Origin of the sequence: Streptomyces agglomeratus, assembly GCF_001746415.1 — a bacterium.
Classification (GTDB): Bacteria; Actinomycetota; Actinomycetes; order Streptomycetales; family Streptomycetaceae; genus Streptomyces; species Streptomyces agglomeratus.
In genome coordinates this window covers 4,614,121-4,632,441 of record NZ_MEHJ01000001.1, presented here as the reverse complement: position 1 = coordinate 4,632,441, position 18,321 = coordinate 4,614,121, and the positions used below count along the sequence as shown (strand labels likewise).

At 71.5% G+C, this 18,321-nt stretch carries 16 protein-coding genes; 9 read left to right on the top strand and 7 right to left on the bottom strand.

The features are described from left to right. Positions 1-28: 28 nt before the first annotated feature. Both glp and galU read right to left on the bottom strand, forming a co-directional pair. Positions 29-1,330 (bottom strand): molybdotransferase-like divisome protein Glp, encoded by a 1,302-nt coding sequence (gene glp / locus AS594_RS20185; protein ID WP_069932448.1) that lies wholly within the window; start codon positions 1,328-1,330, stop codon positions 29-31. 5 nt (positions 1,331-1,335) lie between these two features. Then, the gene (gene galU / locus AS594_RS20180; protein ID WP_069928366.1) at positions 1,336-2,262 is read right to left on the bottom strand and encodes a UTP--glucose-1-phosphate uridylyltransferase GalU; all 927 of its coding nucleotides are present in this window, start codon (positions 2,260-2,262) and stop codon (positions 1,336-1,338) included. An 83-nt stretch (positions 2,263-2,345) separates the two neighbouring features. Here galU and AS594_RS20175 point away from each other — a divergent pair, with 83 nt between their 5' ends. Further along, entirely contained in the window at positions 2,346-2,939 is a 594-nt protein-coding gene (locus AS594_RS20175; RefSeq protein WP_069932449.1) for a 5-formyltetrahydrofolate cyclo-ligase, read from the top strand. Here the strand turns inward: AS594_RS20175 and AS594_RS20170 are convergent. Beyond that, entirely contained in the window at positions 2,929-5,754 is a 2,826-nt protein-coding gene (locus AS594_RS20170; protein ID WP_069932450.1) for a penicillin acylase family protein, read from the bottom strand. The genes AS594_RS20175 and AS594_RS20170 overlap by 11 nt on opposite strands. A gap of 181 nt (positions 5,755-5,935) precedes the next feature. On the opposite strand from AS594_RS20170, the gene AS594_RS20165 reads away from it, so the two are divergent. The 6 genes from AS594_RS20165 (at position 5,936) to mscL (ending at position 11,859) form a co-directional block, all read left to right on the top strand. Continuing rightward, positions 5,936-7,462 carry a potassium/proton antiporter gene (locus tag AS594_RS20165; RefSeq protein ID WP_107357910.1) on the top strand — a complete coding sequence of 509 codons (1,527 nt, stop codon included), beginning with the start codon at positions 5,936-5,938 and terminating at the stop codon, positions 7,460-7,462. Positions 7,463-7,835: 373 nt separating this feature from the next. Then, positions 7,836-9,101 (top strand): MFS transporter, encoded by a 1,266-nt coding sequence (locus AS594_RS20160; RefSeq protein ID WP_069928363.1) that lies wholly within the window; start codon positions 7,836-7,838, stop codon positions 9,099-9,101. A gap of 66 nt (positions 9,102-9,167) precedes the next feature. After that, positions 9,168-9,515 (top strand): FmdB family zinc ribbon protein, encoded by a 348-nt coding sequence (locus AS594_RS41175; protein WP_079144497.1) that lies wholly within the window; start codon positions 9,168-9,170, stop codon positions 9,513-9,515. 79 nt (positions 9,516-9,594) lie between these two features. Next, on the top strand, positions 9,595-10,434 hold the full coding sequence (locus AS594_RS20150; RefSeq protein WP_069928361.1) for an S-methyl-5'-thioadenosine phosphorylase: 840 nt from the start codon (positions 9,595-9,597) through the stop codon (positions 10,432-10,434). A 345-nt stretch (positions 10,435-10,779) separates the two neighbouring features. Beyond that, positions 10,780-11,259 (top strand): RcpC/CpaB family pilus assembly protein, encoded by a 480-nt coding sequence (locus AS594_RS20145; protein WP_420877808.1) that lies wholly within the window; start codon positions 10,780-10,782, stop codon positions 11,257-11,259. Positions 11,260-11,382: 123 nt separating this feature from the next. Further along, complete coding sequence (gene mscL, locus AS594_RS20140; protein WP_069928360.1) at positions 11,383-11,859, top strand: large conductance mechanosensitive channel protein MscL; 477 nt, start codon at positions 11,383-11,385, stop codon at positions 11,857-11,859. 10 nt (positions 11,860-11,869) lie between these two features. Here the strand turns inward: mscL and AS594_RS20135 are convergent, their stop codons facing one another. Continuing rightward, on the bottom strand, positions 11,870-12,094 hold the full coding sequence (locus AS594_RS20135; RefSeq protein WP_069928359.1) for a hypothetical protein: 225 nt from the start codon (positions 12,092-12,094) through the stop codon (positions 11,870-11,872). A 93-nt stretch (positions 12,095-12,187) separates the two neighbouring features. Here AS594_RS20135 and AS594_RS20130 point away from each other — a divergent pair, with 93 nt between their 5' ends. Next, positions 12,188-13,270 (top strand): P1 family peptidase, encoded by a 1,083-nt coding sequence (locus AS594_RS20130; RefSeq protein ID WP_069932451.1) that lies wholly within the window; start codon positions 12,188-12,190, stop codon positions 13,268-13,270. 144 nt (positions 13,271-13,414) lie between these two features. Continuing rightward, positions 13,415-14,194, top strand: a complete 780-nt coding sequence (locus tag AS594_RS20125) for a DUF6227 family protein (protein WP_069928357.1) — start codon at positions 13,415-13,417, stop codon at positions 14,192-14,194. Between the two features lie 78 nt (positions 14,195-14,272). Here the strand turns inward: AS594_RS20125 and AS594_RS20120 are convergent, their stop codons facing one another. The 3 genes from AS594_RS20120 to AS594_RS20110 are packed head-to-tail and all read right to left on the bottom strand — an operon-like array spanning position 14,273 to position 18,272. After that, positions 14,273-16,504: a PTS fructose transporter subunit IIABC gene (locus AS594_RS20120; protein WP_069935184.1), complete on the bottom strand. Its 2,232-nt coding sequence runs from the start codon at positions 16,502-16,504 to the stop codon at positions 14,273-14,275. A gap of 46 nt (positions 16,505-16,550) precedes the next feature. Then, positions 16,551-17,498, bottom strand: a complete 948-nt coding sequence (gene pfkB, locus AS594_RS20115) for a 1-phosphofructokinase (RefSeq protein WP_069928355.1) — start codon at positions 17,496-17,498, stop codon at positions 16,551-16,553. A gap of 12 nt (positions 17,499-17,510) precedes the next feature. Continuing rightward, a complete protein-coding gene (locus AS594_RS20110) occupies positions 17,511-18,272 on the bottom strand; it encodes a DeoR/GlpR family DNA-binding transcription regulator (RefSeq protein ID WP_069928354.1) in 762 nt (253 codons plus the stop codon). Positions 18,273-18,321: the final 49 nt, after the last annotated feature.

The following is an 18,321-nucleotide window of genomic DNA, read 5'->3' as shown; positions in this document are numbered from 1 at the left end:
CAGACACGGTACTCCCACCGGGCGCCGGTCAGCCGAGCAGGACCACGTCGACCTCGGTGCCGGGCTCCGCCTCGGTGGTCTCCTCCGGTACGACGATCAGGGCGTCGGCGTGGGCGAGGGCCGCGACCAGGTGCGATCCGGCGCCGCCGACGGGCGTGACGGTGCCCGCCTCCTTGTCGTACGTACCACGCAGGAACTGGCGCTTCCCCGACGGCGAGGTCAGCGGCTTGTCGGCGACCAGCAGGGCGCGGGTCCTCGGGCGGTGCACGTCCTCCAGGCCCATCAGGGCGCGGATCGCCGGGCGCACGAACAGCTCGAAGGAGACGTACGAGGAGACCGGGTTGCCCGGGAGTGCCAGCAGCGGGGTGTGCTCGGGGCCGATCGAGCCGAAGCCCTGGGGCTTGCCGGGCTGCATGGCGAGCTTGCGGAAGTCGACACCGCCGCCGGTCCCGTCCTCGCCGCCGACCGAGGACAGGGCCTCTTTGACGACGTCGTACGCCCCGACGCTGACGCCACCGGTGGTGACGATCATGTCGGCGCGGATCAGCTGGTCCTCGATGGTGGCGCGGAGCGTCTCGGCGTCGTCGGTGACGGCGCCGACGCGGTAGGCGATGGCTCCGGCGTCACGGGCGGCCGCGGTCAGGGCGAAGCTGTTGGAGTCGTAGATCTGGCCGGCGGCCAACTGCTCTCCGGGCTGTACCAGTTCGCTGCCGGTCGACAGGACGACGACGCGGGGGCGGGGCCTGACCTTGGCGGTGGCGCGGCCGATGGCGGCGAGCAGGCCGATCTGGGACGGGCCCAGGACCGTACCAGCTTCGAGGGCCAGGTCACCGGCCTGGACGTCGCTGCCGCGCGCGCGGACGTGGGCCCGCGCCTCGACCGGCCGGTGGACCCGGACCTCGCCGGACGCGCCCTCGGGGGCGTCGCTCGCGGCGCGCATCGTGGCGGCCGGCCCGCCGCCCGTGCCCCCGTCGGTCCACTCGACCGGGACGACGGCCTCCGCGCCGGGCGGCAGCGGGGCACCGGTCATGATGCGGGCGGCCTCGCCGGGGTTGACCCTGAGCGTCCCGCCGCTGCCCGCCGCCACGTCACCGATGACGGTGAGGACGGCGGGGAACTCCTCGCTGGCGCCCGCGACATCGCTCGTACGGACGGCGTACCCGTCCATCGAGCTGTTGTCGAAGGGGGGCAGCGCGATCTGGACCGTGATGTCCTCCACCAGGACACAGCCCTGCGCGTCGGGGAGTTGCAGCTCGATGGGCTCGAGCGGGCTCACCGCGGCGAGGATGTCCTCAAGGTGCTCGTCGACAGACCAGATCGTGCTGCTCAAGGTGCCTACATCTCCTCGGTCACGTAACTGCGAAGCCAGGTCCGGAACTCCGGCCCCAGGTCCTCACGTTCGCACGCGAGTCTGACAATGGCACGCAGGTAGTCGCCGCGGTCGCCGGTGTCATAGCGGCGGCCCTTGAAGACGACGCCGTGCACGGGGCCGCCGGCCTTCCCCGCGGCGTCGGCCGCCGACTCGTACGTCTCGGCCAGGTGCTGGAGGGCGTCGGTGAGCTGGATCTCGCCTCCGCGGCCCGGCTCGGTCTTGCGCAGTATGTCGAACACGGCCGGGTCCAGCACGTAGCGGCCGATGATGGCGTAGTTGCTGGGCGCGTCGGCCGGGTCGGGCTTCTCGACCAGTCCGGTGACCCGTACGACATCGCCTTCGGCGGTCGGCTCGACGGCCGCGGACCCGTACAGGTGGATCTGGGCGGGGTCGACCTCCATGAGCGCGATGACGCTGCCGCCGTACTGCCCCTGGATCTCGATCATCCGGGACAGCAGGGGGTCGCGCGGGTCGATCAGGTCGTCACCGAGCAGTACGGCGAACGGCTGGTCGCCGACGTGCGGCGCGGCGCACAGCACGGCGTGGCCGAGGCCCTTGGGGTCGCCCTGGCGGACGTAGTGCATGGTGGCGAGGTCGCTCGACTCCTGCACCCGGGCGAGGCGTTCGGCGTCGCCCTTGCGGCCGAGGGCCGACTCCAGCTCGTAGTTGCGGTCGAAGTGGTCCTCAAGAGGGCGCTTGTTGCGGCCGGTCACCATGAGGACGTCGGAGAGGCCCGCGGTCACGGCTTCCTCGACCACGTACTGGATGGCCGGCTTGTCGACGACAGGCAGCATCTCTTTTGGAGTGGCCTTTGTCGCCGGCAGGAACCTGGTGCCGAGGCCGGCGGCAGGGATGACAGCCTTGCTGATCCCGGGGTGCGACTGAGTCATGGTCGAACGATATCCGCTGCCTATGGGGAGAAGATTAGGCTCCGGTCAATAAATTCTCATACGAGGCGTTTTGTGGAGCCAATATGTGGTGTGACGAGCCTGACAAGGCCGGGCTACGACGAGAACTCCTGGCCCTGAGATCCCGGTTGACCAGCGATGACATCGAGAAGGCCGGGGCGGCTCTGGCCGACAGGGCACTGGAGCTGCCGGAACTCGCCGAGGCCGGGACGGTGGCCGCGTACGTTTCCATCGGGAGTGAGCCCGCGACCCGGGCGCTGCTGGACGCGCTGCGCGCGCGGGGCGTACGGGTGCTGCTTCCCGTGCTCCTCGCGGACAACGATCTGGACTGGGCCGAGTACGAGGGCGCCGAGCGGCTCGCGCGCGCCCGGCTCGGGCTCCTCGAACCGATGGGCGCACGGCTCGGTGTGGACGCGGTGACGGAGGTGGACACGGTGCTGCTGCCGGGCGTGGCGGTGGACGGGCGCGGAACGCGGCTCGGGCGGGGCGGCGGGTCGTACGACCGGGTGCTCGCCCGGCTGGAGGCGGCGGGCGCACGGCCTCACCTGGTGGTGCTCCTGTACGACGAAGAGGTGGTCGCGCGGGTCCCGAGGGAACCGCACGACCACCCTGTGAGCGCCGTGGTGACGCCGGGCGGTGTCAGGCGCTTTACGGCCTGAGCACCAGCTTGTCGGTGGTGCTCTTCTCGACCGCCTCGTCGCCGAACGGCCAGTCGAGCAGCTCGCCCTTCGCCCACTTGTCGGTCTGGTCGGTGTAGTGCGCGCTGTACGCGTGGCCGGAGGCGCCGGTGAGGTTGATCCAGCGGGACTTGTCGAGGTCGTTGAGGTTCACGACCATCCGCATGGAGGGCACCCAGATGACCTCGTAGCCGCCCGCCGCGTTCCAGCCGGTGGCGTCGACCGCCGCCTCGCCGCCGCCCAGGTTCCACGGGCCGCGGTTGAGGAGGGACCGGACGAAGCCGGGACCGCTCGTACCGAGGGTCTGGTTCTTCAGCTCCAGCTGGTGCAGGCGGCCCCAGCTCCAGGAGTCGACGTCCTTGCCGAGCTTGGCGGTCAGCTCCCAGCGGGCGTCCTTCAGCGCGCGGGCGAGCAGCTCGTCACGGGTGTCGGTGGCCGGGTCGAGGCGGGTCTTCGGCGCCTGCCACCACTCGTTCTTCTCGTCCTTGAGCATCGTGCGGACGACCTCGTACCAGCGGTCGCCGCCGTCCGGCTGCGCCGAGTCCTTCGCCCGCTGCCCGCACTCGCGCACGCGCTCGTCGAGGTCGTCGAGCGGGCCGGTGCTGTCGGCGGGACGGACGCTGAGGCACTGCCCCTTGACCCGCAGCTCCTTGGGCAGCTTGTTGCCGAAGGCGAGCTTGAGGACGTTGCGCCAGACCGCGTTGAAGTACGCGGCGGCCCCCGAGTCCGGCTCCTGGGTGTAGTCCCAGCCTTCGAGCAGCTTCTGTGTCTCGCGGACGTTCGGGTCGTCGACGTCGATCTTCAGCAGGTGCGGCGTGAGCAGCTTGGCGATCTCGCTGCTGTTGTCCGTCTGCATGGTGCGCATGTCGTCGGTGGAGATCTTGCCGCCGTCGGCGATCTTCGACTCGATGAGGTCGTTGATGCGCTGGCTGCGGGCGCCGTAGCCCCAGTCCTCGGTGAGGAGGTAGGGGTACTTCTTCTTGTCGATCACGGCCTGGTTGGCGGTGACGATGTAGCCGCGCTTCGGGTTGTACTCGTACGGCAGCTCGGCCTGCGGGACGAAGCTCTTCCAGTCGTTGCGCGAGTCCCAGCCGGCGGCGGGCATGGTGCCGTCGTGGCCGCCGCCCCGGACCGGGATGCGGCCCGGCGCCTGGTAGCCGATGTTGCCCTGCGTGTCGGCGTAGATGAGGTTCTGCGAGGGGACCTCGAAGTGGGCGGCGGCGGCGCGGAAGCCCTTGAAGTCCGTGGCCCGGTTCAGCTCGAACACGGCGTCCATGGACTTTCCGGGCATCAGCGCGGTCCACTTGAGGGAGATCCCGTAGCCGTCACCGCGGTCGGGGGCGGCGTTGTCTACCGGGGCCCTCTTGCCGACCTTGCCGAGCTCGTCGCTGCGGTCGGAGACGAGCGGGCCGTTGTTGGTGGAGCGGACGGTGATCTTCTTCGGCTTGCCGCCGGCGACCTTGATGGTCTCCTCGCGGGTCGTGAAGGGCTTCGTACCGCCGTCGTAGAGGTAGCCGTCGTCGGAGACCTTCTCCAGGTAGAGGTCGGTGACGTCGGCGCCGAGGTTGGTGAAGCCCCAGGCGATGTTCTGGTTGTGGCCGATTATCACGCCGGGCATGCCGGAGAAGGTGTAGCCCGCGGTGTCGTACTTGCAGGTCGCGGAGACCTTCCGGCAGTGCAGGCCCATCTGGTACCAGAGCGAGGGCAACTGCGGCGCGAGGTGCGGGTCGTTGGCGAGCAGCGGCTTCTTGGTCGTGGTGAACCGGCCGGACACGACCCAGGAGTTGGAGCCGATGCCGCTGCCGTTCGGACCGAAGAGCGCGGGGATCTCGTCGAGTGCGTCGGAGATGCCGGAGAGCTGGGACTGGAAGCCCTGGGTGGCGCCGGCGGTGCCCGCGCCGGAGCCGGTGCCGGTTCCGGTTCCGGTTCCGGTTCCGGAGCCCGTGCCTGCGCCGGTTCCGGAGCCCGTGCCGCCCGTGCCCGCCCCGGTGCCCGTACCCGTACCGGCGTCGGGGGTGGCTGACGCCTTCGGGTCGTACTTCTTCGCCGTCTCGTCGACCGCGCCCTCTTCGACCACCGGCTTGTTGCGGTCGTACGGATAGGGCGGGTAGAGGGACTTGATCTGCTTCGCGTTCAGCCTGCTCGTCAGCAGCGAACGGTCGATCTCCTCCTGCATGTTGCCGCGCAGGTCCCAGGCCATGGCCTTGAGCCAGGCCACCGAGTCGACGGGCGTCCACTTCTCGGGCTTGTAGTCGTTCACGAAGCCCAGGGCGGCGTACTCGACCGAGATGTCCTTGCCGTCGCGGCCTTCGAGGTAGGAGTTGACGCCCGCGGCGTACGCCTGGAGGTTCTTCTTCGTCTCCGGCGACAGCTTGGTGTCGTACTCCTGCTGCGCGACCCGGCGCCAGCCGAGGGTGCGCAGGAAGGCGTCGGTGTCGACCTGGTCGGCGCCGAACATCTCCGACAGCCGGCCCGACGTCATGTGACGGCGGACGTCCATCTCGTAGAAGCGGTCCTGCGCCTGGACGAAGCCCTGGGCACGGAAGAGGTCTTCGTCGGTGTCCGCGTAGATCTGCGGAATGCCGTAGTTGTCGCGCTTGACGTCGACGGGGCCGGAGAGGCCGTCGAGCTCGATCGACCCTGTGGTCTGCGGGAAGGAGGCGCGCACGGTGCTGATGCTCCAGTACGTGCCGTAGCCGACACCCGCAACGAGGGCCAACACCAGCACGATCACGATCAGGCGGGCGCGACGCCCCTTCTTCTTCTTGCCGGAAGAGGCGGTGGTGTTGGCGGGCATCGCTGTCCTTCGAGGGGCAGGGTGGTCCTTGAGTGCTGGAGCAACCATAGGCGCAGCGCTCTCGCGCCCTGGACTCGGTGCCCGCAACGGCGATCGTACGGACGGTCCCGCGCGTCAAGGAAGCGTTAAAGATTAGGTAAGGTAACGAAGTACCGGCCGCCGGAGGAACGATCCGGCAGGCGTGCGAGGGAAGGAACGGCCGCTGACTGTCCACCAGCTCAATGAACTCCTGCTCATCTGCTCGCTCGTTCTTCTCATCGCCGTCGCGGCCGTGCGCATTTCGTCCCGGAGCGGGCTTCCCAGCCTGCTGCTGTACCTCGGGATCGGGATCGCCATAGGGCAGGACGGCATCTTCGACGTCAAGTTCGACAATGCCGAACTGACGCAGGTGATCGGCTATGCCGCACTTGTGGTGATCCTGGCCGAGGGTGGCCTGGGTACGAAGTGGAAGGAGATCAAGCCCGCGTTGCCCGCCGCGGTGGTCCTGTCGACCGTCGGCGTCGCGGTGAGCGTGGGCGTCACGGCCGCCGGTGCGCACTATCTCGTCGGTCTCGACTGGCGGCAGTCACTGATCATCGGTGCGGTCGTCTCGTCGACGGACGCCGCCGCGGTCTTCTCCGTACTGCGCAAGGTTCCGCTGCCCTCCCGGATCACCGGTGTGCTGGAGGCGGAGTCGGGCTTCAACGACGCCCCCGTCGTGATCCTGGTGGTCGCCTTCTCGACGGTCGGCCCGGTGGACGAGTGGTACGTCCTGCTCGGCACGATCGTCCTCGAACTGGCGATCGGCGCGTCCGTCGGTCTCGCGATGGGATGGCTCGGCGCGTACGCGCTGCGCCACGTGGCGCTTCCCGCGTCCGGTCTCTATCCGATCGCGGTCATGGCCATCGCCGTATCGGCGTACGCCGCCGGAGCGATCGCGCACGGCAGCGGGTTCCTCGCCGTGTACCTGGCCGCGATGGTGCTCGGCAACTCCAAGCTGCCGCACTGGCCGGCCACGCGCGGATTCGCGGACGGGCTCGGCTGGATCGCGCAGATCGGGATGTTCGTCCTGCTCGGCCTGCTGGTGACGCCGCACGAGCTGCTGGCCGACTTCTGGCCCGCGGTGATGGTGGGACTCGTGCTCACCATGATCGCGCGGCCCCTGTCGGCGCTGATCAGCCTGCTGCCGTTCCGGATTCCGTGGCAGGAACAGGCCCTGATGTCGTGGGCCGGGCTGCGCGGAGCGGTGCCCATCATCCTGGCGACCATTCCGCTGGTGTCGGAGGTGGAGGGCAGCGACCGGATCTTCAACATCGTCTTCGTCCTGGTCGTCGTCTACACCCTCGTGCAGGGGCCGACGCTGCCCTGGCTGGCGAAGTGGCTGCGGCTCGGCGACGACCCCTCGGAGGCCGCGGACCTGGGCATCGAGTCGGCGCCGCTGGAGCGGCTGCGCGGACACCTGCTGTCCGTCGCGATCCCCGAGAGGTCGCGGATGCACGGCGTGGAGGTGGCCGAGCTGCGGCTGCCGCACGGGGCCGCGGTCACCCTGGTCGTACGGGAGGGAACCAGCTTCGTACCCCTTCCCACGACCGTGCTGCGGCGCGGCGACGAGCTGCTCGTCGTGACCACCGATCCGGTACGGGACGCCGCCGAGCGGCGGCTGCGGGCGGTGGGGCAGGGCGGAAAGCTGGCCGGGTGGCTCGGAACGGGCGGCAACAGCGCGCACTGAGCGGCTGCCCGCGCTGGGCGTCCTGCTCGCCCTGATCGTCCCGCTCGCACGGGTCGTCCCGCTCGCACGGGTCGTCCTTGTCCGGTGCCCGTGCTGCCATCCCATGGGCATGGCATTGATCACAGGTGGTGTGACGCATTCCGTTCGTAATCACAGGTGCGTCACACCGACCGCCCTGTAACATGAAGGTCTACTGATCGACCAACTCTGCCTGACGCAGAGCTGGCGCGACCGTACGGCGGCCGGCCCCCTCTCCGCGGGTGTCCTGGTATCTACCGCCGGTCCTGCGCAAGAGGACAGCTCTCGGCGGCTCCCGCACGCACACACTCGCGTGCACAGGGGAGCGTCACCAGGCGGCAGAAAGGCAAGGACCGTGTCCGACACGGTCACCACCACCCGCCCCGGCTACGGCCAGCTGCTCCGCACCCCTGGAGCGTGGACGTACCTGTTGCCCGGGTTCCTGGCACGCCAGCCCTTCGCGATGCTGACCATCGGCATCGTGCTGCTCGTGCAGCACACCACCGGGTCGTACGGCAGCGCGGGCGCTGTCGCCGCCGTCACCGGCGTTTCCATGGCCCTGTTCGCGCCGCAGAGCGGCAAGCTCGCCGACCGCTTCGGGCAGAGCGCCGTTCTGATTCCGGGCGTTCTCGTGCACACCGCTTCCGTCGTGACGCTGACGGTGCTCGCGCTCTCCGGAGCGCCCATGTGGGCGCTCTTCGCCGCGGCCGTTCCCACGGGTGCGTCCGTTCCGCAGATCGGTCCGATGGTGCGGGCACGCTGGGCCGCCAAGCTGGAGGGCTCGCCCCTCATGTCGACCGCCGCGGCCTTCGAGTCCGTGACGGACGAGTTCACCTTCGTCGTCGGGCCGGTCCTCGCGACCGCCCTGTGCACCGGTGTGCACCCGGCGGCCGGTCTGGTCGCCGAGGCCACGCTCACTCTGGTCGGCGGACTGTTCTTCGCCGTACAGCGGCGCACCCAGCCGCAGGCGGGCCGCCTGTCGCTGACCGACGGGCCGCGCGTATCCGCCCTGTCCGTGCCCGGCGTACGGGTGCTCGCGGGAGCCTTCCTCGGCATCGGAGCGGTCTTCGGCGGAATGCAGGTCTCGCTGACCGCGTTCTCCGAGGAGATCGGCAATCCGGGCGTGAACGGGCTGCTCTACGGAACGTTCGCCGCGGGCAACATGCTCGCCGGTATCGCGTGCGGCGCGATCGCCTGGAAGGTCGGCCCCCGCCGCCGTCTGATCGTGGGGTACGCGGCGCTGACGCTGGCCGCCTCGGGGCTGTGGGCGGTGCACTCCGTGCCGCTGCTCGCGGGTCTGGGGCTGCTGGTCGGTCTGTGCATCGCGCCAGCACTGATCACCGGATACACGATGATCGAGACGCTGGTGCCGGCCTCGGCCCGTACCGAGGCGTTCACGTGGCTGACCGGCGCGGTCGCGCTCGGCCAGGCCGCGGGCGTCACCGTCGCGGGACGGCTGGCGGACGCCAACGGCGCGAGCGCCGGTTTCCTGGTACCCCTGGTGGGCACCGGGCTGGCCCTGGTCACCCTGGTGGCGCTGCGCTCGCGGCTCGCACCGAAGGCTCCGGGCCGGGTCGCCGCGCGTGGCGTGAGTCACCGAGTGCCTGTGACGGTGGACTGATCGCGCGGAATACGTCAGTATGGAACGTCGTTAGCACTCATCGAGTGAGAGTGCCAGGAGGAGCAAGTGCCGACCTATCAGTACCAGTGCACCGAGTGCGGCGAAGGCCTCGAGGCGGTGCAGAAGTTCACCGATGACGCGCTGACCGTGTGCCCCAGCTGTGAGGGGCGCCTGAAGAAGGTGTTCTCCGCGGTCGGCATCGTCTTCAAGGGCTCCGGGTTCTACCGGAACGACAGCCGCGGCTCCTCGTCGAGCAGCACGCCGGCCACGTCGTCCTCGAAGACCGCCGCCGGTGCGTCGTCGTCCTCGGGCTCGTCGGGTTCGTCCGGGTCCTCGGGGTCCGACTCCAAGCCCGCCGCCGCGTCGTCGAGCTCCGGCTCCAGCAGCTCTTCCAGCAGCACCACGGCCGCCTAGGCCCACCGCTTCATGGGTGACCCCGCCGTTTCGGACGGCGGGGTCCTCGGCGTTTCCGCGCCCGGCTACTGTGACGGCCATGGCGAACGCGAACGCAGAGATCGGTGTGATCGGCGGCTCCGGCTTCTACTCCTTCCTGGAGGACGTGACCGAGGTCGAGGTGGACACCCCGTACGGGAAGCCGAGCGATTCGCTCTTCCTCGGTGAGATAGCGGGGCGGCGGGTCGCCTTCCTGCCCCGCCACGGGCGCGGCCACCACCTGCCGCCGCACCGCATCAACTACCGGGCCAACCTGTGGGCGCTGCGTTCCGTCGGCGCGCGGCAGGTGCTGGGGCCGTGCGCGGTGGGCGGGCTGCGGGTCGAGTACGGGCCCGGAACCCTGGTCGTACCGGATCAGCTGGTGGACCGTACGAAGGCGCGCGCGCAGACGTTCTACGACGGTGAGACACCGGTCGACGGCAGGCTGCCGAATGTCGTACACGTGGCCTTCGCCGACCCGTACTGCCCCGCCGGCCGCCGGGCCGCGCTCGCGGCCGCGCGCGGGCGGGAGTGGGAGCCGGCGGACGGCGGGACGCTGGTCGTCATAGAGGGGCCGCGGTTCTCGACGCGGGCGGAGTCGCGGTGGCACGCGGCGGCGGGCTGGTCGGTGGTCGGCATGACGGGGCACCCGGAGGCCGTACTCGCCCGGGAGCTGGGGCTTTGCTACACCTCCTTGGCGCTGGTGACGGACCTGGACGCCGGGGCGGAGACCGGTGAGGGCGTCTCGCACGAAGAGGTGCTGACGGTGTTCGCGGCGAATGTGGACCGGCTGCGGAACGTGCTCTTCGACGCGGTGGCAGGGCTGCCGGCGGACGAGGCGCGCGACTGTCTGTGCGGGCGGGCGCTGGACGGTCTCGACACGGGGATCACGCTGCCTTAGCGGGCTGCCTTAGCGGGACGGGCGGGTGGGACGGGCCGGGTGGGACGGGCACACGTGCGGGCCGGAGGGACGGGCGGGTGCGGGTCGGGGGTGGCCGGGTTTTCCACAGTCGGGGCGCTGTCCACAGGGCCCGGCGGGATTCCGGCCGGAACGGGATCGTGAGGAGCGTTCAGGCGGAACTCCCCGTGGCAGGCGGTGGTCACCGTGTCCCTCTACCCCTACGTCCCCATTCCCCCGGCGCCCGTTCCGGGATCGGATCCGAACGGCGTGCCCGCGTTCGCTCCCCTGCGAGTGCACGGGGGCAGGCACCGGCTCCGGCGCGCGGTGCGGCGCAGGAGGCGCGCGATGGCGGCCGGACTGGCGATGACCGCCGCCGCGCTGGCCGCCTCGGGCGCGCGTGACGCGGGGCGCGCGGGCGGTGCGGCCCAGGCGCGCGCCCAGGCACAGGACCGGGACCGGGCGGAGGTCCGGGCGTCCGACGGGGCACGGGGCGGCGGGGGCGGGGCGCGGGGGCGCGAGCGGCCGCCGGTGCGCCTGGTGTCCGCTCCGGTGCGCATCGCGGACGCAGCGACCGTGCGGCTGCTGCGCCGGGGAGACCGCGTCGATGTGATCGCTGCGGCCGCCGGGTCGCCGCCGCGGGGCGGCCGGTCGCCGGAGGCCCGCGTGGTGGCCGCCGGTGTGCGGGTGACGCAAGTCCCCGAGGCGCACGAGACGTTCGCCGACGGAGGCGGCGGGGCGCTGGTCGTGCTGGCGGTGCCGCGCGCCACGGCCGCGGAACTGGCCGGTGCGGGAGCGACGTCCCAACTGGCGGTGACCTTGTGCTGACTAGAACTGGCGATCTGTCATGTCACTGGTACGTGGACGGCGATTGGACAGGGCCGTCACCTGCTGACGTAGGTTTCGGAACTGTTTGTTCCGCCCCCAGTACATGTGAAAAGAGGCTCATCCGTGAGCGAGGAGAAGAAGCAGACCGTTCTGGCGGGCTTCAAGGCCTTCCTGATGCGCGGCAATGTGATCGATCTGGCTGTCGCTGTGGTCATCGGCGCCGCGTTCACCAACGTCGTGAACTCGATCGTCAAGGGCGTGATCAACCCGCTGGTCGGTGCGTTCGGCACGCAGGATCTGGAGAAGTACAGCTCCTGCCTGAAGCAGCCGTGCCGGCCGGACGAGAACGGCGTGATGCAGGGCATCCCGATCAACTGGGGGCTCGTCCTGAGCGCCGCACTCAGCTTCCTGATCACCGCCGCGGTCGTCTACTTCCTCATGGTCCTGCCCATGGCCAAGTACCTGGCGAGGCGGGCGGCCCGGGACAAGGCGAAGGAGGCCACCACGGAGATCATGGAGGTCACCGAGATCGAGCTGCTGAAGGAGATCAGGGACGCCCTGGTCGCCCAGCGCGGCTCGGGCCACGACAACACGCCGTAGCCCGGGTCGCTCACAGGTGGTGGGGCGGCTTCTCGTCCAGGAACCGGGCGAGGTCGGCCGCGCTGCCACCACTGCCGGGAGGCCGCTCGCCCCACCCCCGGTCCGTGTCGTCCGCTGATTGGTGGTCCAGTGGATCGCCGAAGTCCAGCGCCGGCTTCGGCCGCGGGTCGCGCTCGGCCTTCTGCTGGGACGTCTGCTCCGGATCTCGCGGTCCGTGGGCGGGGGCGGTGCTCATGGTTCCAGGGTACGGCGGAGGGCCGGCCCCGGTGTCCCGGCGTTCTCCGCGACCTCGGCCCCCCGGGGTTCGCCGCGTGATACGCAGGACTTCATGGGACACGAGACGAGGGCCGACGCCCTGACCGATGTGGCCGGACTGCGCGTGGGCCACGCGCGTGTGCCGGGTGAGCGGGCGCTGAGCGGCACCACCGTCGTGCTGGCGCCGGAAGGCGGGGCGGTCGCCGCCGTGGATGTGCGGGGCGGCGGTCCGGGCACCCGCGAGACGGACGCTCTCGACCCGCGCAACCTGGTGCAGCGCGTCGACGCCGTCGTCCTGACGGGCGGCAGCGCGTACGGGCTCGACGCCGCGTCCGGAGTGATGGCCTGGCTGGAGGAGCAGGGCCGGGGCTTCCGGGTCGGGCCCGGCCCGGCGCAGGTGGTGCCGGTGGTTCCGGCCGCCTGCCTCTTCGACCTCGGGCGCGGCGGCGACTGGCGGGCCAGGCCGGACGCCGCGACCGGGCGGGCCGCCGTCGAGGAGGCCGCCCGTACCGGCATCGGGGCGCCGGTGGCCCAGGGCGGGGTGGGGGCGGGCACCGGTGCGGTGGCGGGCGCGATGAAGGGCGGCGTGGGCACGGCCTCCGTCGTACTCGACTCCGGCGTGACGGTGGGGGCGCTCGTGGTGGTCAACGCCGCCGGTTCGGCCGTCGATCCGCTGACCGGCGTTCTCTACGGGAGCTACTTCCAGGGGCGGACCGCCTACCCGCCGCCGGACGTGCACGCGGCGGCGCTGCTCAGGCTGGCCGAGGCGCGGGCGCAGACGCAGCGGCTGTCGGACGGCGCCGCGCTCCCCCCGCTGAACACCACCCTGGCCGTCGTCGCCACCGACGCGGAGCTGACGCGGGCGCAGGCGCAGAAACTCGCCGGGACGGCGCACGACGGGCTCGCGCGGGCCCTGCGTCCGGTGCATCTGCTCACCGACGGCGACACCGTCTTCGCTCTCGCCACGGGTGAGAAGCCGCTGTCGGCCGGCTCGCCGGAGCCCGCGTTCGCGGTGCACGCGGATGTCGCGGCCCTCAACGAGGTGCTGGGGGCGGGGGCGGACACGCTGACCCGTGCGGTGGTGAAAGCCGTGCTGGCGGCGGAGGGGGTCGAGGGGCCCGGCGGCGTTTACCCGGCGTACCGGGACCTCTACTGACGTACCGGCGTGGCGAGTTGGCCAGGAGGCGCGGGAACCTCGGGTGCGCCCCCTTCGTTTTGCTCAACCCCGGCGACGTTGTCAGACCCAGGGGCTACGTTGAGCACTCGGCAAGTAACAAGCGGCGACGGCCTGGAGAAACCCTTGAGCGATCCGTACGAGACAACCGAGGAGCACCTCGAGCGACTCCTGGGGCGCGCACTCAACTCGTTCGACCTGCCCGACGCCACGGTGGAGCGGCTCGAATCGGCGCTGGCCCACAGCACGTCCCTGCATTCCTCGCACCACAGCGCGGGGCTGCACCGCGAAACGTTCAAGCATGTCTTCCTGCTCTCCGACGGCAGCTCGCTCACGTTGTGGGAGCTGGCGCACAACGCGGGGCGCGACGGGACCACGCAGCACGAGCTGTACACCGAGGCGGCCGAGGTCCGGCTGGCCGCGTCCAGGCTGCCGCGCCCGGGCGGCACGGACGCCTTCGGCCCGTCCTGCGCGGACGTGGACGGGGGCGACCCGGACGGCGGCGGCGCCGGGCTCGACGCCGATCTCGAAATCCTCGCCACGCTCATGGCCACGCGGCCGCCCGCCGCGCGGCGCGTCTTCGTCCCGGACGACTCCGCCGACCACGCGCGCCGTGTGCTCCGCCGCGCCGAGAACGCCGACCGGCCGGGGCCGGACGCCGCGCTGCGCCTGAGTGACGCCGTGGGCCACCAGATCACCCAGGCGTTCGGCCGCCAGTGCAGCGTGGAGGGCCGGGACGCCGGCTTCACCCTGTACGAGCACGCGTTCCTGCTGGCCGACCGCACCGAGGTCAGCCTCTGGGAGGTCGAGCACACGGCCACGCCGGACGGCCGTCACATGTGCGAGGTGTACGAGACGGAGCGCGCCGCGCGCGAAGCGATGGAGCTTCGCGCGCGGGTGCGCTGAGGTGGCGCGGTGCGCTGAGGTGGAGTGGGTGCGGTGCGCTGAGGTCGCGCTGGTTCGCTGACGTGGAGCGGGCGGTGCTTACGCGGGTACCGCCACCTTGGGTTCGTGGGTCTCCGTGGTCGTGCCGGCCTCGGGAGCGGTGGGCCTGCGCAGGCCCTTGAGGAGGACGACCAGGGCGGTGCTGACCGCCGTACCGGCCAGGATGGCGACCAGGTAGAGGAACGGGTTGCCGATCAGCGGCACCACGAATATGCCGCCGTGCGGGGCGCGCAGTGTGCATTCGAAGGCCATGGACAGGGCGCCGGTGACCGCGCCGCCCGCCATCACCGACGGGATCACCCGCAGCGGGTCCGCCGCCGCGAACGGGATCGCGCCCTCCGTGATGAACGAGGCGCCCAGCACCCAGGCCGCCTTGCCGTTCTCGCGCTCGGTCCTGGTGAAGAGCTTGCCGCGTACGGTCGTGGCCAGCGCCATCGCGAGCGGCGGGACCATGCCCGCCGCCATGACGGCGGCCATGACCTTGAGGCTGCCCTCGTTCGGGTTGGCGAGGCCGCCCACCGCGAAGGCGTAGGCCACCTTGTTGAGCGGGCCGCCGAGGTCGAACGCCATCATCAGGCCGAGGACGACGCCGAGGATGACCGCGTTGGCGCCGGAAAGGCCGGACAGCCAGTCGGTGAGCGCGCTCTGGAGTTCCGCGATCGGCTCGCCGACCACCAGGAACATCAGGAAGCCAACCACGATCGAGGAGATCAGGGGGATCACCACCACCGGCATGATGCCGCGCAAGGGCGTGGGGACCCTCAGCTTCTGGATCGCCATCACCACCGCGCCGGCGATGAGACCGGCGACGAGGCCGCCGAGGAAGCCCGCGTTGATCGCCACGGCGATCGCGCCGCCGACGAAGCCGGGAACCAGGCCCGGTCTGTCGGCCATTCCGTACGCGATGTAGCCGGCCAGGACCGGGACCAGGAAGCCGAAGGCCAGGCCGCCGATCTGGAACATCAGAGCGGCCCAGCTGGTGGTGTCCGTCCAGGCGAAGTGCTCGACGACGGACGGGGCCTTGTTGATCCCGTAGCCGCCGATTGCGAAGCCGAGGGCTATGAGCAGGCCGCCCGCCGCGACGAACGGAACCATGTAACTCACGCCGGACATCAGCCACTTGCGCAGCTTCGTTCCGTAGCCTTCGCCCGGGTCGCCGGACTCTTGCAGTGGGGAACCCTTGGACTCGGTGATCTCGCCGCGTTCCGCCTTGGCCCGTACTTCGGTGAGGAGTTCGGCCGGGCGGTTGATGGCGGCTTTGACGCCGACGTCGACGGTCGGCTTGCCCGCGAAGCGCTCCTTGTCGCGTACGGGCACGTCGTGCGCGAAGATCACGCCGTCCGCGGCGGCGATCACCGCCGGGTCGAGGCGTGCGAAGCCGGCGGAGCCCTGGGTTTCCACCGTCAGTTCGATGTGGCCGGTCGTCGCGGCCCGTTCCAGCGCCTCGGCCGCCATGTAGGTGTGCGCGATGCCGGTGGGGCAGGAGGTGACAGCCACGATCTTGAACGGGGCGGGGGTCGCTGCGGGGGTCTGTGGAGCGGGGGCTTCGGGCGCGGGGTTTGGGGTCGGGGGCTTCCGGCGCGGGGGTTTGGGGGCGGGGGCTTCGGGGTCGGTGCCGCGCCGGGGCGTCTCCTCGGGTGCCGAACCTTCGGGCAGCGCTGCGGTGTGTTCGGGGTGGTTGCGTTCGACACCCTGCGGGGAGCGCCCCGACACGTCCCCTCCCGGCACCGGGGTGTGGGGGGCGGTGGGCTGCGCGGCCGCTTCCGACGCGTCCCCTCCCGGCACCGGGGAATGCGGGGCGGTGGGCTCCGCTTCCGGTAGCGGGGCGGGGGCGTCGCCCCGGATCAGGGCTGCTGCCGGCTCCTGTGCGGTCGCCGTACGGAGGGCCGTGGTGAAGTCCTCGTTCATCAGCCGGCGGGCCAGTCCGGAGAGGATCGTCAGGTGGGCGTCGTCGGCGCCCGCCGGGGCGGCGATGAGGAAGATCAGGTCCGCCGGGCCGTCCGGGGCGCCGAAATCGATGCCCGGTGTGCTGCGCCCGAACGCGAGCGTCGGCTCGGTGACGTGAGCGCTGCGGCAGTGCGGGATGCCGATACCGCCGTCCAGCCCGGTCGGCATCTGCGCCTCGCGCGCCGCGACATCGGCGAGGAAGCCGTCGAGGTCGGTGACGCGCCCGAGGGCCACCATCCGCTCGGCGAGCGAACGCGCCGCCTCTTCCTTCGTGGTGGCGACCAGGTCGAGATCGACCAGGTCCGCGGTGATCATCTGGCTCATCGCGGGCTCCTTCGCTCGCAGGGGGTGGTGGGGGGAGGTTCGGGGGTCATGACGCCGGCTCCGTCAGGGCGCGGTCCAGGGGGATGTCCGTGGTCACCGTGACGGCGGAAGGGACCAGGTCCGCGGGCGTCGGCATGACGCTGCCGGGGAGCTGCACGGCAGCCGCGCCGTGTGCGACGGCCGAGGCGAGGGCGTCCGGGCCCGCGCCGCCCGCCGCCAGGAACCCGGCGAGCGAGGCGTCGCCCGCGCCGACGTTGCTGCGGACGACGGCGGCGCGGGCGGTGGCGTAGTACGTGCCCTCCGCCCCGGCCAGGAGCTGTCCGTCGGCGCCGAGGCTGGCCAGTACCGTACGGGCGCCCATGTCCCGGAGATCCCGCGCCGCCTTCAGCGCGTCGCCGACCGTGGCGAGGGGGCGGCCGACCGCCTGGGCCAGTTCTTCGACGTTGGGCTTCACCACGTCGGGGCGCTCGCGGAGTGCGGCGAGGAGGGAGGCGCCCGAGGTGTCCAGGGCGATCCGGGCGCCCGCCCGGTGGGCGCGGGCCACCAGTTCGGCGTACCACTCGGGGGCCAGGCCGCGCGGAAGGCTGCCGCAGCAGGCGATCCAGTCGGCGCCTGCCGAGTGGTTCTGGGCCGTGGTCAGGAGCGACTCGGATTCGGCCGCGGTGAGTTCCGGGCCAGGGGCGTTGATCTTGGTGAGGGTCCCGTCCGGTTCGACCACGGTGATGTTGGAACGGGTGTGGCCCGATACGGGCACCGGCGCGACCTCGATCCCCTCCGCGGCGAGGAGTTCGGCCACCAGCGCACCCGGCGCCCCGCCCAGCGGCATGACGGCGAGGGTGCGGCGTCCGGCGGCGGCCACCGCGCGGGAGACGTTGACGCCCTTGCCGCCCGGGTCCATCCGGTCGGTCGTGGCGCGCAGCACCTCACCGCGTTCCAGGGCGGGGACTTCGTATGCCCGGTCGAGGCTGGGGTTGGGGGTGACGGTGAGGATCATGTGCACTCGTTCCTAGACACACTGCACTTCGGTGCCGGCCGCTTCGATGGCGGCGGCGTCTTCCGGGCTCAGGCCGGTGTCGGTGATGAGCAGATCGACGTCGGTCAGGTCGCCGAAGCGGGCGAAGTGCTCCTGGCCGTACTTGGCGGAGTCGGCCAGCAGGACCACGCGGCGGGCGGAGGAGACGCAGGCGCGCTTCACCGCCGCTTCGGCCAGGTCGGGGGTGGTGAGGCCGCCGCCGGGTGAGAAGCCGTTGGTGGCGAGGAACGTCACGTCGGCGCGGATCTCGCCGTACGCGCGCAGGGCCCAGGCGTCGACGGCGGCGCGCGTACGGTGGCGGACCCGGCCGCCGACGAGGTGCAGGTCGATGCCGGGGTGGTCGGCGAGGCGGGCGGCGACCGGGAGTGCGTGGGTGACGACGGTGAGGCCGCACTCCAGCGGTACCTCCGCCGCGAGGCGGGCGATGGTCGAGCCGGCGTCGAGGATGACGCTGCCGTCGGCGGGCAGTTCGGCGAGGGCGGCCCGGGCGATGCGGTCCTTCTCGTCGGCGGCGGTGGATTCGCGCTCGGCCAGGTCGGGCTCGAAGCCGAGGCGGCCGGCGGGGATGGCTCCACCGTGTACGCGGCGCAGGAGGCCGGCGCGGTCCAGGGACTTGAGGTCCCGGCGGACGGTCTCCGCCGTCACCTGGAAGGTTTCCGCGAGGGAGAGCACGTCCACCCGTCCGCTCTCGCGTGCCAGGCGGAGGATCTCCTGTTGGCGCTCCGGTGCGTACATGTGGGATTACTTCCGTTCGATGCCCGATTCTGTGGTTTTGAAGGGATGG

Coding starts and splice junctions, on each gene's coding strand:
- AS594_RS20150 (WP_069928361.1), top strand. CDS start 9,595: ATGGCGAACGCGAACGCAGAGATCGGTGTGATCGGCGGCTCCGGCTTC.
- AS594_RS20120 (WP_069935184.1), bottom strand. CDS start 16,504: ATGAGCCAGATGATCACCGCGGACCTGGTCGATCTCGACCTGGTCGCC.
- pfkB (WP_069928355.1), bottom strand. CDS start 17,498: ATGATCCTCACCGTCACCCCCAACCCCAGCCTCGACCGGGCATACGAA.
- AS594_RS20135 (WP_069928359.1), bottom strand. CDS start 12,094: ATGAGCACCGCCCCCGCCCACGGACCGCGAGATCCGGAGCAGACGTCC.
- AS594_RS20170 (WP_069932450.1), bottom strand. CDS start 5,754: ATGCCCGCCAACACCACCGCCTCTTCCGGCAAGAAGAAGAAGGGGCGT.
- AS594_RS20110 (WP_069928354.1), bottom strand. CDS start 18,272: ATGTACGCACCGGAGCGCCAACAGGAGATCCTCCGCCTGGCACGCGAG.
- galU (WP_069928366.1), bottom strand. CDS start 2,262: ATGACTCAGTCGCACCCCGGGATCAGCAAGGCTGTCATCCCTGCCGCC.
- AS594_RS20145 (WP_420877808.1), top strand. CDS start 10,780: ATGGCGGCCGGACTGGCGATGACCGCCGCCGCGCTGGCCGCCTCGGGC.
- AS594_RS20130 (WP_069932451.1), top strand. CDS start 12,188: ATGGGACACGAGACGAGGGCCGACGCCCTGACCGATGTGGCCGGACTG.
- AS594_RS20175 (WP_069932449.1), top strand. CDS start 2,346: ATGTGGTGTGACGAGCCTGACAAGGCCGGGCTACGACGAGAACTCCTG.